The sequence below is a fragment of the Neoaquamicrobium sediminum genome (assembly GCF_013240295.1).
Classification (GTDB): domain Bacteria; phylum Pseudomonadota; class Alphaproteobacteria; order Rhizobiales; family Rhizobiaceae; genus Aerobium; species Aerobium sediminum.
This window is the reverse complement of record NZ_JABETK010000002.1, coordinates 805,500-820,826: the sequence shown is the minus strand read 5'-3', so window position 1 is coordinate 820,826 and position 15,327 is coordinate 805,500. Positions and strand designations below refer to the sequence as shown.

Below are 15,327 nucleotides of genomic sequence, written 5' to 3'. Positions count from 1 at the left end.
TATCGCCAACATTGCGCTCGGCGGTGCAGTGCTGCGATAACGGGCTCGTTACAAAGCAGTGCGACAATGTCGATTGCCTTGACTGCCGTGCCCGGCTCACAGTGCCGCTCGATAAGGAGACGCCATGAAGAAGCTTGTCCTCGCTGCCGGCATCGTGGCGCTTGCCAGCCTGCCCTCGCATGGCGCGAGCATGTCGCGAACCTACACCTATTTCACCATTGGCGGGACGACGCTTGAGGAAATCGAAGGCGAACTAAAGAAGCGTGGGCCGCAGGTCGGAAGCGCCGGGTCACGGCACCCTGGCGCAACGCGCATGGAGTTCACGACCCGCGTCGGCTACAGTGAAAGCAAAGGCCGCTGCAACGTCGTCGAGGCGAATGTGCAGGTAAAGGCGAACATGATCCTGCCGCGCTGGAACAGGCGCAAGCGGGCAAGCGGCGAAACACGTTTCGTCTGGGACACGCTTTCGGCCGACATCCGCCGCCACGAGGAGAGCCACGTGGTCATCGCGCGCAACCACGCCCGTCAGATGGAGCAGGAACTGCTCAATATCCGAAACGAGGCCAATTGCGAGGTTGCTCAGGAGAAGGCAGCGGCAACGACCGCGCGCGTGCTTGCAGCGCACGACAAGGCGCAGGACGATTTCGACAGGATCGAGGGCATCAATTTCGAGCGCCGCCTGATGCGTCTCATGGACTACCGTATGGAACGCATCGAATCCGGAAAGATTCCGCCAAGCTGAACGGCGGGCGTGTTTAGCCCTGACGTTCGGGAATGCTGACGACGAGGCCGTCGATCTCGTCGCGCACGCGGATCTGGCACGAAAGCCGCGAGGTCGGCCGCACCTCGTAGGCGAAGTCCAGCATATCCTCTTCCATGGCCTCGGGCGGACCGACGACATCTGTCCAGGCTTCGTCCACGTAAACGTGGCATGTCGCGCAGGCGCAGGCGCCACCGCATTCGGCCTCGATGCCCGGAACGGAGTTGCGGATCGCATTTTCCATGACCGTGGAGCCATTCTCCGCGTCCACTTCGAAGCGCGTGCCGTCGAAGGCGATGTAGGTAATCTTCGTCATTGAGTTGCCTTGGTCGCGCTGGCCGTCGGCCAGTTTCGGCGCGACAGATACTCACCTGCCACCTCAAGTCAACCGTGGCGCATCCGCACGGCCGCCCACTCTCTATCTGTTGATCGCAGCCACGAAGTCACGAACCTCGTCGATAGCCTTGGACAGACGAGCGATCAGCGCCTCGTTCTCCGGTGTATCTTCGATGGCGGCTGCGCAGTCACCGAGCTTGAATGCACCCAAGCCCCGGGCCGTACCCTTAAGCGTGTGGGCGATCATCCGTCGATCGGCCTCATTTGCAGCGGCGAGGTTTTCGCGCGCAGCCGCGAGCTGCACCACGAACATGCCCAGCACCTCCTGCTCGAGCGCGCGGTCTCCGAGCGTCTGCCGCGAGAGGTGAACGAGATCTATCGGTCTCGCCTTCGACGGTTCGCATGTCTCGCCGCCGGGCTTGCCGAACGCGGCACTATCCAGATCCTTCACCGTCCCAATCCCCTTGCCGACCGTTTGCAGGTGGGGAACGAGTGTGCCGTTTCGGGGTAGAGAAGCGGTTAACGCGCTGTCTGCGGATACGCCCTTTCCGCATGGCGGTAACGATTGCGAAAACCTGTTTGGTGCCCGGCCGTTAACCCTATGTTTAAAGTTTTACACATGGCGCCGAAACGCAGTTTCCTTTGTCGGCCTGTCCCAGTACGATACGCTATGGCCCGTATCAGGCCCAAAGAGCGGGAACGAGGCGCCGGTAAGGCGACCCGCCAAACGAGTACAGGGTAGTAGCGGCATGGCGCGTAAAGCAACGACGACGACCACTCTCGACAGCGAAGTGGCCAAGGAACTCGAAGACGCTCTGGACATCGATCTGTTCGTCGATGACGAGCCAGGCGGCCTGGATGTAGCCGGTTCGATGGCGGAGTTCGAGGCCCAGATATCCAAGGCGGCTGAAGACCTCGCGCGCGATTCGCGCGCCAGCGCGGTCCAGGCGACCGCGACGGAGAAGAAAATCGAGCAGCCGGCAAAGCCCGCTGTCGCCGCGACCAAGCCAGCACCGGCCGGCCCGAAGCCCGCGGCAAACGCCGCCGCATCCGATCTGCGGCCGCTGGACCCGCCGGCAGCAGCAACGCCGTCCGCATTCGCCCACGCCAATGACGACCGACAGAAAGACTACCGTTCGCTGCAACAGCAACTGCGCCGGTCGAGCCCCGGCGCCATCTATTGGCTGGTCACCCTGCTTTCGCTCGCATGGGTCGCGGGCGGCATGGTCATGGGCCACATGCTGTTTGCTCCGGCCATCTGGGAAGTGCGCTCCATCCAGCAGTTGATGGCGACGCCGCAGATCCTCGGCCTCATCGTGGCGATCATCGTTCCCATCATCCTGTTCTGGGGCTTTGCCGTCATGATCCGCCGCGCGCAGGAAATGCGCCTGGCCGCCCAGTCGATGACCGAGGTCGCATTCCGCCTTGCCGAGCCCGAGCATCTGGCCACCGACCGCGTCATGATGGTTGGCCAGGCAGTGCGTCGCGAAGTTCAGGCAATGGGTGAAGGCATCGAGCGCACCCTTGCCCGTGCAGTCGAGCTCGAAACGCTGGTCCATACGGAAGTCAACGAGCTGGAGCGTGCCTATACCGACAATGAGAGCCGCATCCGCACGCTCATCGACGGTCTCGGGAGCGAGCGCGAGGCGGTCGTCACGCATGCCGAGCGCGTTCGCGCGTCGATCTCGGGCGCACACGAGACACTTAAAGAGGAGCTCGATTCGGCGAGCGACGTCATTCGCCAGAACATTCTCGGCGTCTCGTCGCGGCTCAGCAACACCATTTCCGATTCCGGCGCCCAACTCGTAGACCGCATCAACGAAAGCGGCTCGTCGATGTACGACGCTATCGACCAGCGCCTGGAAACGATTTCCGATCGCATCACCACGTCCGGCGAAGCCTTCGCGAGCCTGCTCGACACCCGCATCGCACGCCTGACGGAAAGCACCGACGACGTGACCCGCTCGCTGTCGCAGATGCTCGACGAGCGCACGACCGGCATGGTTTCGCTGCTGGGCGGAGCCACGACCTCGCTCAACAATGAGCTGAACGCCCGCCTCGAGGGCATTGAAGCGACGTTGCGGGAACGCGGTCAGGCACTTATCCACGAGTTCCAGACGCGCGCCGAGGCGCTCGACACAGGCACGCAGAAGCTCAACGCGGCGCTGGAAGCCCGCGCCCGCCAGATCAACGAGACGCTGGTCGAGCGTTCCCGCGAGATCGCGCAGACCTTCACCGACGGCAAGAACGGCGTAAGCAGCCTCATCGACGAGACGAAAGCACGCATCGGTTCGGAAATGGCCGAACTGGTCATGTCGACCTCGACCATGCTCGAAGGACGCGCCTCCGATTTTGCGGCCCGCCTTGCCGGCGGTCGCGACATGATCGCCCAGGCGCTCGAAGCTGACCTGCAGCGGATCGAGCAGTCGCGCCAGAGCATCGACGGCGCCATGACCGGCCATGTCGAAAAGCTGGCCGAAGGTCGTGAGATGATGGTCAAGGCGCTGGACGACGACCTGCGCAAGCTGACCGAGGCCCGCGCGGCGGTGGATGCCGCCGTTACCGGCCATGTGGAGAAGTTTGCCGAAGGGCGCCAGCAGATCGCAGACATGCTCGACAGCGATCTCACCCGCATCAAGCAGGCCCGCGACGGCCTCGATACGGTGGCCGGCGAGCATCTGCGTGCGCTCGAAGCGCGGCAGAAGGACCTTACCACAGCCATCTCGGTCGACATCGCGAAGGTCGAGGACGCATTCGACCGGCAGACCAATGTGATCGGCGAACGCACGCTCGATCTCCAGGCTGCACTCGGCCGCAGCGTCGACCAGATGCGCGGTGCGCTTGGCAGCGAGGTCACCCGCATTGACGAGGCACTGGCAAGCCATGTCGGTCAGATCGACGAACGTGCCCAGGCCATCGAAGGCGCGCTTTTCGCTGGCGCCGAGCGCCTGCGCGGCACGCTCGATGCCGATCTCGCTCGCATCGACGAACGCGCACAGGCGATCGAAGGCACGCTGTCGGCCGGTGCCGAACGCGTGCGCGGCGCACTGGAGGCCGACCTCACGAAGATCGACGAAGCCTTCACGCATCAGCAGAACGTCATCGAAACCCGCACCAAGACGATCGAAAGCGCGCTCTATGCGGGTGCGGACAACATCCGCAACGCACTTGGCGACGACCTCGGCAAGATCGAGGAAGCCTTCGCACGCCAGGGCGGCGTCATCGAGGGCCACACCCAGGCGCTTCGGGAAACGCTTGCCGGCGGCTCCGAAAGCCTGCGCGAGGCGCTTGGCGAAGACCTTGGCAAGATTGAGGAAACGTTCGCGCGCCAGGGCGGTGTCATCGGCGCCCACACCCAGGCGCTTCGCGATGCCCTCATCAGTGGCTCCGAAAGCGTGCGCAACGCGCTCGGCGAGGACCTGACGCGTATCGACGAGACATTCGCCCGTCAGACCGGCGTCATCGAGGCGCGGACCAAGGCGCTCGAAAACACGTTGTCGGGCGGTGCCGAAGCGGTTCGCAATGCCCTCGGCGACGACATCGAGCGCATCGAACACGCCTTCAACAAGCAGAGCGGTGTCATCGAAGCCCGCACGAGTGCCCTCGCCGATGCCCTGCATCAGGGCGCGGAACAGGTTCGCGGTGCACTGGGCGAAGACCTCTCCCGGATCGAGGAAACCTTCGCCCGTCAGGCCGGTGTCATCGAGGAGCGTACGCAGACCATGGAGCGCGCGCTTAATGTCGGCGTCGACAATGTTCGCAGCGCACTCGAAGGCAGTGCCGTAGTTGTCGCCGGCTCGCTCCGCGACAAGGTGCTGGAAGCCACCGCATCCCTTGGCGAAGAAGCAGCGAAGGCCGTCGCCGAAGCAGATGCGCGCATCGCCGCACGCGCCGAAGAGACGGCGCAGGCGCTGTCGGCGCGCGTGGGTGAAGTCACCGAGGCCTTCGACGATGTAGACCGCCGTCTGTCCGAGCGTGCCCGCACGACAGGCGAAGAGCTGCGCGGCCACGCGGACCATGCGGCCGGCATGTTCACCGCACGGGCGGCGGAGATCCGCATCGCTTTCGACGATGCCGATCAGCGCCTGGCCGATCGCATCGCGGTCTCCGGAGCCGAGCTTGGCAGCAAGGTCGACACTATTGGGGATACGCTGGCTTCCCGGACAGCCGAGATTTCTGCTTCGTTCGAGGAGATCGACAAGCGCCTCGCGGACCGTATCAGCCTCTCCGGCTCGCAGCTTGGCAGCGAGGTCGACGCACTGGCTCAGTCGCTGACGGCTCGCGCATCCGAGATCGCCGCATCGTTCGACGGTGCCGACAAGCGGCTCGCCCAGCACGCCTCAGCGCTCAGCGACGTGTTCGCCAGGGCTGACGACGCGATCCTGTCGCGTACGCAGCAGACGGCAGCGGAGCTTGAGGCACGCGCGTCCGCCATTGTCGAGAGCCTCGAAGGTGCCGACCGCCGTCTTGCCGCCGGCGCTGGAATGCTTGGCGCACGCATCGAAGACGATGTCGCGCGCGCCGAGGAACGCCTCAATGCCGGTGTGGCGCAGATTGGCGACAAGCTGCACGAGCAGATCGGCAACGTGGAGGCCGGCCTCGCCGCCCGCGCCAGTGCCGTCTCCGCCAGCTTTGCCTCGGTCAACGAGCAGATCGGGCAGTCGACCCACGAGGCGACTGCCGCAATCGACGATCGCACGCGTGAGCTCAACGCCCTGCTTGCTGCCCGTTCGACCGAGCTGTCGCGTATCCTCGACGAGCGCGCGGCACCGCTGGTCCAGCGTTTCGCCGAAAGCGGCGGCGAGCTTCAGAAGAGCCTGGAGATCGCCACGGAGCAGGCAACCGAACGCCTGCGCCAGCAGAACGCGGCTCTGGTCAACGCGCTCGCAACGCGCACGGCCGAGACGCTCACCGCCGTGGACGCTGCCAGCAACAGCCTGTCGGACAACGTCACCAGCCTCATCGACCGGCTGACCTCGTCCAACGACCGGCTGCATGAGTTGGTCGACCTGGCGGCGAACAACCTCGTCAGCCTCGACGAGAAGGTCCTCGGCACGACCGAGCGCTTCGCAAGCAGCACCGAGCGGGCGGCACAGTCCTTCGCCAGTTCCGCACGCCTCATCGACTCCAATGCTGGTCGCCTAACCGATCTGTCGACTTCGACGCTCAAGGACATCGCGGCCATCGCGACGCGCTTCGACGATCACGCGAAAGTGCTCAGCTCGGCTTCCGAGATGCTCGGATCCGCACAGGACGGCCTCGCATCGACGCTCGACGGACGCCAGGAGGCGCTCGAAAAGCTCGCCGTCGGCCTCGTCAAGAAGTCGGAGGATATCGAACGGGTCATGCAGTCGTTCGAGGATCTGGTCGGACGCGCGCTGGAAAAGGCGGAGACCCGCACCCGCGCCTCGACCGAGCAGATTCGTTCGTCCATCGCCGAGGTCGTCGACGGCGCCGCCAAGCGCTTTGCCGAGGCGACCGAGGAAATCCGTCGCTCGGTCGGCAGCATCCGCGGGGAGCTGGAGCAGACCCGCGCCGAGGTCAAGAAGGGCGTGATGGAACTGCCCGAGGAGACCAAGCAGTCGACGTCCGCGATGCGTCGTGCCGTCAGCGAGCAGATCAATGCGCTGAAGGAATTGGCCGACATCGTCGCCAAGTCCGGCCGTGCCTTCGATGCTTCGGACCGCAAGGCCCCTGCCCGCGGCAACGGTCCCTCGCTGCCGCCTCCGCCTGCCGCTCCCCTGAGCCAGCCGGCTGCTCCGCTTGCCGACACCCCGCTGCGCGGAGGTCTCGACGCCCCCGTCAAGGAGCGTGCGACCGAGGCGCCGTCGGGCGGATGGGTAAAGGATCTGCTGCGTGGCGCTTCGCGCGACGAGGAGCCTGCCGCGCCCGCACCCACCGGCGAGCGGTCTCCGCTGCATCTGGTCGAGTCGCTCAACTCGCTTTCGGTCGACATCGCTCGCGCGATCGACCACGAAGCGTCCATCGAGCTCTGGAACCGGTATCGCCGTGGCGAGCGCAACGTCTTCACGCGCCGGCTTTACACGCTCAAGGGCCAGCAGACCTTCGAGGAAATCCGCCGCAAGTACCAGTCGGACGCGGAGTTCCGCACTGCCGTCGACCGCTACTGCCGTGACTTCGAGAAGCTTCTGCAAGATGTCGGCCGCAACGACCGCGACAACATGATGACGCAGACCTACCTGACGTCCGACACCGGCAAGGTCTATACCATGCTGGCCCATGCAAGCGGCCGGTTGAAGTAGGCCTGGCGAAACCACCGATGCACTTCCTGAAGGCGGGCTTGTCCCGCCTTCATCTATTTCCGCTGCCGTGCGGGAAAGATGACGGTACGGCCTACGATCGCCAACTTCGCCGCATTATAGTGGGCTCGGGGCTCATCGTTACCGGAGCGAAATCGTGCGCATAATTCTCGTCCTCACTGCCGTGGCTCTTGGCTGCACCGCCTGTCAGAACTCCGTGGCCGTGCAGCAGGAGGCCGAGGTCTTCAACTCGATCCAGTACGACACGATACCCTGCGCCGACCTGCAGGGCAGACGCAACGCGCTGGCCGCGCAGCATGGCGTTTCACCAGACATCGAGCGCACGCCACCAAAGGAATCGACGACGCCGGGTTTCGGCATCGTGCTGCCCGACGGGCGCAGCGATGCGGAGCGCACCAGGGCGCGCGCGATAGGCGAAATCACAGCCATGAACCGGTCCATACAACGGCGCGCCTGCGGCAAAGGCTGAAATGCCGAATCTGTCTCATTCCAGCCTCTAGACAGTCGATTTTGCGCAAGCTTGTATTGTACGCGGCTCGATATCCTCGGCTCATAAGGTGACGAAGCGTCCGGCGCGCTATCGCAGGGACAAGGGAGCGGCTGATGGGCGACTGCACGCTGGTGCTTGTATATGAGCGGCCCGGGGATTGTCTGAACCGGCTCGTCGCCGAAGGCCATCCGTCGCAGCATGCACAGGCGATTGCATCGTATCTGGCGCAATCCATCGATATGGAGCCGGAATTTCCTGCGCTGGAGCAGGCGTGTGCGGAACGAAATCTCCGGTTCGAAGCGACAACACTGGATGCATTCGCCGCCAATCTCTCAGGCTATCGTCCCGAACAGACCCTGGTCTGGACGCTGACGGACGGCATCTCCTATTTCAGCGGCAGCGTATCACCCGGCCTCGCTCGCCTTGGCATGCTCCGGCGGGTTGGCTGCGAGGATGCGCTGTTCTCTCTCTGTCAGGACAAGTTCCGCTCGGGAGCCGTGCTGCACGCGCTGGGCATCGCCACACCGCCGACCGCGCTCGCTCGCAACGGCACGTTCATCTCGCCACGCAGCGCCATTGAAGGCGCGACGAGCTGGTTCGTGAAGCCCAATCGGCTCGGTGCCAAGATCGGCATTTTTGCGGATTCGCATTGCCATTCCATCAAGGAGGCGCTGGCCCTGTCCGAGCGCATCTATGCGGCTTATGGCGATGATGCCGTCCTGCAATCCTATGTTCCGGGAGAAAACCTCCGGGCAAGCTGGCTCGATGTCGACGGCACCGGTGATCTCGCACGTCTGGGGACGTGGCTGGTCAAGTCCGGCGAGGACTTCCAGACCATGAGCGACAGCCTTGCCCTCTACGGCGACACGGGCGCGCAGGCGAAATCGGCGGGGTTTTACCGGGAGCCCACCCTCGTGGATCTCGCCACGAACAATCCGCGTGCAGCGAATGCCGTGGCCGAAACGGCAGCGCGGCTCGTGAACGGGCTTGGCCTGCGCGACGTTTTCTCGCTGGATTTCAGGCTCGGTCCCGACGGACGGCTGACCCTGCTGGAGTTCGAGGTCTGTCCCGGGCTGCCGTGCTTCGACTTCCGCGCCTACGTGAAGGCCACGTGGCGCATGACGTTGCCGGCCGCGATGGCGGCGCTTGCCGCCCGGAAGCTGGCAAGCTAGCGCGCAGGCATCGAGCCTTGAGCACCGGCTAGATGGTCGACGCGATCCAGGAAGCGATTTCCCCCGAAACCTGCCCGAATGCTCTGTCGAGCGCGCCGACATAGGCGTCGTTTCCGGCACCGCCCACGGGCGCCTGCGCCTGGAAGGTCCGGGCGGCGCGCACCACGCCATTGCGGTCGTTGAGCACCTTCACATACAGGCGAATGTCGGCACGCGACGATCCATCGACGCGAATTTCGAAGGCGCGGATTTCGGTGACGATCTGATAGTCGATCGCCAGCCCCCCTCGCCCGGCTTGCCCACGCCTCCATAGCGGCCGGATGCCTGCATTGTCTCGGCAAGGCGCGACTGAACGATGCGCGGCAGGCGGTCCGCCCACTGCGCACCCTTCAGGAACTCGACCGTACCGGCCGAGGGCCTGATCACGACGTTCTCGCCGTCCAGCACTTTGAGCGCCGTGGGCTCGGCGATGAGTATCTGGGTGCGCGACCGGCGCGGCCCATCGGCCTGAACGCCAGCGCTCGTCAGGTCGTAGGTGTCGAGAGGCGCGGGACCGCCACCGGGCAGTGCGGCACATCCGGGCAGGAGCATCGCAGCTATCGCCCACACAATCAGGTTTCTACGCTTCATCGCTTACCCTGTCCCACCGGCACGCATACGCCATGCCCTTGAAAGGCCGATAATTTCTGTTGGGGCGCGGCATCGATGTCAACGCCGTGCCCGCCCGTCATACTGCCGAACTTCGCCCTCGCCGCCGCTCAATATACGTTGCGGATTGCGCTCGAGATCAGTCACGGCGCGCTCGATCCGCGTAATGGAGCGCCGGGCGTCGCGCACCAGCGTCTCGACGTCACGAAGCCCCTGACCCGAGAACCGAGCCAGCCCGTCGGTGATCGTCCCCATGCGCGCATTGAGCGTATCGGCGACCTGGCGGTAGGCCTTCAGCGTTTCGCCAGCATCGGCCATCAGACCTTCGGCCTCACCAGAGCCAAGAAGGCCGTCCACCTTTGCAAGCACACTGTCGACGCGTTCCGAGGCCTGATTCAGGCGGGCTGCAAGCTGCTGCGCGTCGGTGATGATGCCGTCGATGTCATCCGCGCGCTCGCCGATCCGCTCGGTCACCTTGGACACGTCGTTGACCGCCGTGTTGACCGTTGTGCTGGCCTGCTCGAAGTTGGTCAGCGCGGTGCCGATTGCGGCGGGATCAACCTCGCTTACGACGCGATCCAGCTTGGCCAGCGTATCGTTGGCCGAGTTGGCGAATTTCGAAATCGACGCAACCGAGGTGTTCACGCCCTCCATGATCTCGCCGAGGCCGGCGCTTGCCTCGTCGAGCCGCTCGGTGAAGCTCTGAATATTGGCAACCGTCTCGGACACCTGATCGCGATCGACCGCCTTGATGAGTTGGTCGACCGCTGTCAGCGACGAATCCAGCTTGTCGGAAACGCCCGTCAATGTCTGGGACATGGCCGTCACGCTTTCGAGGAAGGCGTCGATGCCGTCGGCATTGCGGCTCAGGGCGGAAGAAAACTCCTCCACGTTGCGCAGCGTCTGCACGATCGGCCCGCGCGCCTCAGAGGCAAGGCCCTCGAGATCGCTCAGCACGGAATCAGCGCGCTGGAAGATGTTCTGCGCGCTTTCAAGCAGGTTGCTGACGGCCGATGGATTGGCAGTCATCTCCGCGATCCGACCTTCCGCCTCGGCAAGATCGAGCAGGTTCGGCTCGGCCGGATTGCCGCCGCGCAACTCGATATTCGCCTGGCCGGTGGTGAGCCCGGCCAGGCCGACATCGGCCTGCGTGGACCGTGTGATCGGCGTCAGCCGGTCGACCTGCGCATCGGCGATGGCGACCGAGGGATTGGACACGTCGATATAGACGCGGGTGACATCACCAACCTTGATGCCATTGAACGAAACGACGCTGCCGCGTGTCAGGCCGGAAGCCGACCCCGGAATGCGGAAGCGCAGCGTCGCAAGCTCACCGCGATCGCCGACGCCGGATGTCCAGTAGACGAAACCGAACGCCGCCAGCACGGCAGCCAGCGTGAAGATGCCGACAATGACGTAGTTGGCCCGTGTCTCCATACGTTCTTTCCTACGCTCCCTGCCTGGCCTGAAGGTCGATCTGCCGTGCCCGCTTGCCCCGGAAGTACGACTTCACCCAAGGGTCCTCCACCTGCATCATGTCCTCGATGGTGCCGTCAACCAGCACCTTTTTCTGGCCGAGCACCGCGATTCGGTCGCACACCGAGAACAGGCTGTCGAGATCATGGGTGACCATGTAAACGGTCAGGCCCATCGTGTCGCGCAGCTTGGCGACAAGCTCGTCGAAATCCGCCGCACCGATCGGATCGAGACCCGACGTGGGCTCATCCAGAAACACGATGTCGGGATCGAGCGCCAGCGCACGCGCCAGCGCTGCACGTTTGATCATGCCGCCCGACAGCTCCGAAGGAAACTTGTCGGCAGCGTCCGGCGACAGGCCCACAAGTTCGATCTTGAGCATCGCAAGCTCATCCATGAGCTTCTTCGGCAGGTCGAGATATTCGCGCATCGGGACCTGCACGTTTTCCTTGACCGTGAGTGCTGAAAACAGGGCCCCGTGCTGGAACAGCACGCCGAGGCGCATGTCGACGACCATTCTTGCACGATCGTCGAGGTGGTCCAGGTCGACCCCGAAAATCGAGACGGTGCCGGACCGCTTCGGTGTCAGTCCGAGCACGGTGCGCAGCAGTACCGACTTACCGGTCCCTGAGGCACCAACAAAACCGAGGATTTCGCCGCGGTAGACGTCCAGCGAAAGCTTGTCGAGGACGACATTGTCCCCAAAAGCCACGGTCACATCGCGCACGGAGAGCACGACGTCGCGCCGCTCGCCAGCAAGCGGCGCAGACTGGCCATTGGCCTGATGGATGTCCATCTCGCTCATCACCGCCCCGCTCAAAAGTCGATCGCCACGTAGAACATGGCAAACAGGCCATCGAGCACGATCACCACGAAGATCGACTTGACCACCGCCGAGGTGACGTGACGCCCGAGCGACTCGGCACTTCCGCCGACCTTCATGCCCTCGATGGACGCAACGATGCCAATGATCAGCGCCATGAACGGCGCCTTGATGAGGCCGGCGAAGATCGTCGAGAGATCGATGCCCGCGCGCAAGCGGTCGATGAACGCCTGCGGCGGGATTTCGGAATAGATCCAGGCCACGATCATCCCGCCCCCAACGAGGCTGCGTTGGCGATGATCGTCAGGCATGGCACCGCGATCACCAGCGCGACGAGGCGCGGAAAGACCAGTACGCCGATCGGATTCAGGCCGATCACCTTCAGCGCGTCGACTTCCTCGCGCATCTTCATCGAACCGATCTCGGCGGTGATCGCGCTGCCGGAGCGGCCTGCGACCATGATGGCAGTCAGAAGCACGCCCAGTTCGCGCAAGGCCAGGATGCCGACCAGATCGACGATGAAGATCTCGGCCCCGAACCACCTGAGCTGGTAGGCGCCCTGCTGCGCAACGATTGCGCCGACGATCGAGGAAATCAGCACCACGACGGGGATCGCGCCGACGCCCATACGGTCGATCTGGTTGAAGATCGCCGCCGGGTTGACGGCGTGGCCGCGCCCGAGCTTCATCTGTGCGCCGCGAATTGTGGACCCGAGGATATACATGCCCGCCATGAAATCGAGCCAGGCAGCCTCGGTCGCGCGGCCAAGGGCTTCCAGCCACCGGATCACGAAGAACGGCCGTTTCTCGGGCTTGGCCGCGCCGATCGGCTCCAGTGCTTCGCGGACCGCCGGAAGCAAAATTTGCGCTGCCGCCGAAGCCCCCACGATCTCGACCTCCGCCCCGGCCTCGCGCCGGGCTTCCGCCAGCCGTTCGATCAGCCAGGCGCCTGCCGTATCCATGCGGCTGACAGCCGAAATATCGAGAACAACGCCCTCGCGCGCGGGGCCTGCTTCCAGTTCGCGCATCTGCGCGTCGACCAGATGCACGGAACGCGTGTTCCAGACACCGGACAGCGCCCAGACGGCGCGCCCGGCCTCATCGCGCACATCGATGTGCGGCGGCTGGTCGCCGCCGGCACGCCGGTTGTCGCTTGCTTCGTCCGCGTCTTTGGTCAACATCGGGCCAGTCATAATCGGTCGAACCGGCCCTGTCACTTTGCGTGACGGTTCCTAACCGGCTGCAAACGGAGTTCTTTCATGAAGCGTGACCTTTTTGTCGAAGCCGAGCGATTCCCCCTGGCGGCCGCATTCACCATCTCGCGCGGATCCAAGACTGAAGCCGCGGTCGTGACCTGCACGATCCGCGAGGGGAATAACGCCGGGCGCGGCGAATGCGTTCCCTATGCACGTTACGGCGAAACGATCGAAAGTGTGCTCGGCCAGATCGAAGCAATGCGCGGCGCGATCGCGGACGGCATGTCGCGCGAGGAACTCAAGGCGAAGATGAAAGCGGGAGCCGCGCGCAACGCGATCGATTGCGCCCTGTGGGACCTCGAGGCAAAATCCGATGGCAAACGTGCGCATGAGCGTCTCAGCGCAACCGCTCCCGAAGCCCTGACGACGGCCTACACGATTTCGCTCGGCGAGCCGGATGCGATGGCGGCCCAGGCGCGTGAACACGCGCATCGGTCGCTGCTCAAGGTCAAGGTCGGAACCTCCGACGACACTTCGCGGATCGCAGCGGTTGCGGAGGCCGCGCCGCGCAGTCGGATCATTCTCGACGCCAATGAGGGGTGGAGCGAGACCGACATCGTCAAGCATATGCTGACGGCGGCGCGGCATCGCATAGCGCTGATCGAACAGCCACTGCCAGCCGGGCAGGACGAGATCCTTCGCCGCATTCCACATCCCGTGCCGATCTGCGCCGACGAGAGCGTCCACACCGCCGAAAACCTCGAAGAGCTTCTCGGCCTCTATGACGCGGTGAACATCAAGCTGGATAAGACCGGTGGTCTCACCGCCGCGCTGGAGTTGCGCGACCGCGCGCGTGAATTGGGTTTCGGCGTCATGGTGGGCTGCATGGTCGGCACGTCGCTGGCGATGGCGCCGGCACTGCTGGTGGCTCAAGATGCCGACTTCGTCGATCTGGACGGTCCGCTGCTGCTGGCGCGCGACCGGGAAACGCCTCTCGCCTATGATGGGTCGCAAGTAGCGCCGCCGGAGCCCGCTTTATGGGGTTAGCCGGCTGCCGCGCAGCACGAGACCGACTGCCGCCAGCGCGATGACCGCCATCACATAGAAGCCGTTCACGCCTAGCGCCGCATAGAGCTGGCCGGACCCGAGCGTCACCGCCGCCATTGAGACACCGTTGGCGAAGAAGGCGATGCCCTGCGCCGCGCCGGTGCGATCCTCGGGCACGGTCTCGGCGATCATCTTCTGCAGGCCGATCAGGATCAGGCCGGTCGACAGCGCATGCAGCGTCTGCACCGCGAAGAAGCCGGCAATCCCCAAGCCCGCCGGCCAGATCAGCGGGAACGCGACCCACCGCAAGAAAGCGGCCAAACCTGCCAGAGCCACCAGCCGCCATGCCGGGGTGCGGCCGAACAATCGCGTGAAGATCGCGAACATGCCGACTTCCGCGACGACGCTCCACGACCAAAGGAGCCCGATGACGCCGCCGCTGATGCCGAGCGACTGCCAGTAGATCGAGCTGAACGCGTAGAGAAAGCCGTGGCTGGCCACCACCAGCCCGCACCCGCCGACGAAATAGAGAAAGGCCGGCCTCAGCAAAGACGGCGCGCCCTCCTGCAACTCGGTGGCGGACAGTGGCGATGCCTTGCGCGGACGGCCGAGCCGAGGCACGACCAGCGAGGCGGCGACCACCGTCGCCATCCCGACGGAAATCAACAGAGGCACGGCGCCGATGCCGGTGAACGACAGCAGGAAGCCTCCACCAAAGTTCGCGACCAGAAACGCCGTCGAACCCCAGATGCGCATCCTCGAATAGTCGCTGCCGAAGCGCCGCACACCCGAAAGCGCCAGCGATCGGCTATCGGCGCATGCGGGGTCCACACGACGGCCAGCGCCAGTGAGACACCCAGGATCAACAGATAGCCGGGCGGCAGGAAATAGCCGAACGACAGCACGAGCGTTGAAACCGAAAGCACCAGCAACACATTCGCCCGATCGCGTGCGCGGTCGGCCGACGCCGTGATCAACAGGGTGGTGACGACCCGCAGGAACATCGGTGCGGCCAGCACGATGCCGATCTCCCTTGCGCCGAAGCCGACATGTTCCAGCCAGAGCGGGAAATATGGCAGGTGGATGCCCATCGGCAGGA

11 protein-coding genes and 2 pseudogenes are annotated in these 15,327 nt (G+C 64.5%); 5 read left to right on the top strand and 8 right to left on the bottom strand.

All coding sequences use genetic code 11. From position 1 onward, the window contains the following. The first annotated feature begins 124 nt into the window (after positions 1–124). Positions 125–742: a DUF922 domain-containing Zn-dependent protease gene (locus HK436_RS15880; protein WP_173191306.1), complete on the top strand. Its 618-nt coding sequence runs from the start codon at positions 125–127 to the stop codon at positions 740–742. 13 nt (positions 743–755) lie between these two features. Here the strand turns inward: HK436_RS15880 and HK436_RS15875 are convergent, their stop codons facing one another. Beyond that, complete coding sequence (locus tag HK436_RS15875; protein WP_173191305.1) at positions 756–1,076, bottom strand: 2Fe-2S iron-sulfur cluster-binding protein; 321 nt, start codon at positions 1,074–1,076, stop codon at positions 756–758. Between the two features lie 102 nt (positions 1,077–1,178). Then, complete coding sequence (locus HK436_RS31465; RefSeq protein WP_312860618.1) at positions 1,179–1,547, bottom strand: Hpt domain-containing protein; 369 nt, start codon at positions 1,545–1,547, stop codon at positions 1,179–1,181. 298 nt (positions 1,548–1,845) lie between these two features. Here HK436_RS31465 and HK436_RS15865 point away from each other — a divergent pair, with 298 nt between their 5' ends. From HK436_RS15865 to HK436_RS15855, 3 genes are all read left to right on the top strand, one after another. Continuing rightward, positions 1,846–7,359 (top strand): apolipoprotein A-IV repeat region-like domain-containing protein, encoded by a 5,514-nt coding sequence (locus HK436_RS15865; RefSeq protein WP_173191303.1) that lies wholly within the window; start codon positions 1,846–1,848, stop codon positions 7,357–7,359. 154 nt (positions 7,360–7,513) lie between these two features. Further along, positions 7,514–7,846 (top strand): hypothetical protein, encoded by a 333-nt coding sequence (locus tag HK436_RS15860; RefSeq protein ID WP_173191301.1) that lies wholly within the window; start codon positions 7,514–7,516, stop codon positions 7,844–7,846. Between the two features lie 134 nt (positions 7,847–7,980). Further along, the gene (locus HK436_RS15855; RefSeq protein WP_173191299.1) at positions 7,981–9,039 is read left to right on the top strand and encodes a D-alanine--D-alanine ligase family protein; all 1,059 of its coding nucleotides are present in this window, start codon (positions 7,981–7,983) and stop codon (positions 9,037–9,039) included. A 28-nt stretch (positions 9,040–9,067) separates the two neighbouring features. Here the strand turns inward: HK436_RS15855 and HK436_RS33040 are convergent, their stop codons facing one another. From HK436_RS33040 to HK436_RS15835, 5 genes and pseudogenes are all read right to left on the bottom strand, one after another. Continuing rightward, the gene (locus HK436_RS33040; protein WP_312860680.1) at positions 9,068–9,274 is read right to left on the bottom strand and encodes an ABC-type transport auxiliary lipoprotein family protein; all 207 of its coding nucleotides are present in this window, start codon (positions 9,272–9,274) and stop codon (positions 9,068–9,070) included. After that, positions 9,229–9,669, bottom strand: coding sequence for an ABC-type transport auxiliary lipoprotein family protein (locus HK436_RS15850; RefSeq protein ID WP_312860617.1), 441 nt, complete (start codon positions 9,667–9,669; stop codon positions 9,229–9,231). Before HK436_RS15850 ends, HK436_RS33040 begins: the two co-directional genes overlap by 46 nt. Positions 9,670–9,747: 78 nt before the next feature. Further along, positions 9,748–11,124, bottom strand: coding sequence for an MlaD family protein (locus HK436_RS15845; protein WP_173191297.1), 1,377 nt, complete (start codon positions 11,122–11,124; stop codon positions 9,748–9,750). 10 nt (positions 11,125–11,134) lie between these two features. Beyond that, complete coding sequence (locus tag HK436_RS15840) at positions 11,135–11,959, bottom strand: ABC transporter ATP-binding protein (protein WP_173193521.1); 825 nt, start codon at positions 11,957–11,959, stop codon at positions 11,135–11,137. A 20-nt stretch (positions 11,960–11,979) separates the two neighbouring features. Next, a pseudogene (locus tag HK436_RS15835) lies at positions 11,980–13,166 on the bottom strand (ABC transporter permease). A gap of 78 nt (positions 13,167–13,244) precedes the next feature. Here HK436_RS15835 and dgcA point away from each other — a divergent pair. Continuing rightward, on the top strand, positions 13,245–14,228 hold the full coding sequence (dgcA, locus tag HK436_RS15830; RefSeq protein ID WP_173191295.1) for an N-acetyl-D-Glu racemase DgcA: 984 nt from the start codon (positions 13,245–13,247) through the stop codon (positions 14,226–14,228). Here the strand turns inward: dgcA and HK436_RS15825 are convergent. After that, positions 14,217–15,319 (bottom strand): annotated as a pseudogene (locus tag HK436_RS15825) (MFS transporter). The gene dgcA and the pseudogene HK436_RS15825 overlap by 12 nt on opposite strands. Between the last annotated feature and the right edge of the window lie 8 nt (positions 15,320–15,327).

Bases quoted from the DNA above. Each gene is read 5' to 3' on its own strand.
- HK436_RS15875 (WP_173191305.1), bottom strand. From the start codon at position 1,076: ATGACGAAGATTACCTACATCGCCTTCGACGGCACGCGCTTCGAAGTG.
- HK436_RS15840 (WP_173193521.1), bottom strand. From the start codon at position 11,959: ATGGACATCCATCAGGCCAATGGCCAGTCTGCGCCGCTTGCTGGCGAG.
- dgcA (WP_173191295.1), top strand. From the start codon at position 13,245: ATGAAGCGTGACCTTTTTGTCGAAGCCGAGCGATTCCCCCTGGCGGCC.
- HK436_RS15880 (WP_173191306.1), top strand. From the start codon at position 125: ATGAAGAAGCTTGTCCTCGCTGCCGGCATCGTGGCGCTTGCCAGCCTG.
- HK436_RS15850 (WP_312860617.1), bottom strand. From the start codon at position 9,669: ATGAAGCGTAGAAACCTGATTGTGTGGGCGATAGCTGCGATGCTCCTG.
- HK436_RS15865 (WP_173191303.1), top strand. From the start codon at position 1,846: ATGGCGCGTAAAGCAACGACGACGACCACTCTCGACAGCGAAGTGGCC.
- HK436_RS15855 (WP_173191299.1), top strand. From the start codon at position 7,981: ATGGGCGACTGCACGCTGGTGCTTGTATATGAGCGGCCCGGGGATTGT.
- HK436_RS15845 (WP_173191297.1), bottom strand. From the start codon at position 11,124: ATGGAGACACGGGCCAACTACGTCATTGTCGGCATCTTCACGCTGGCT.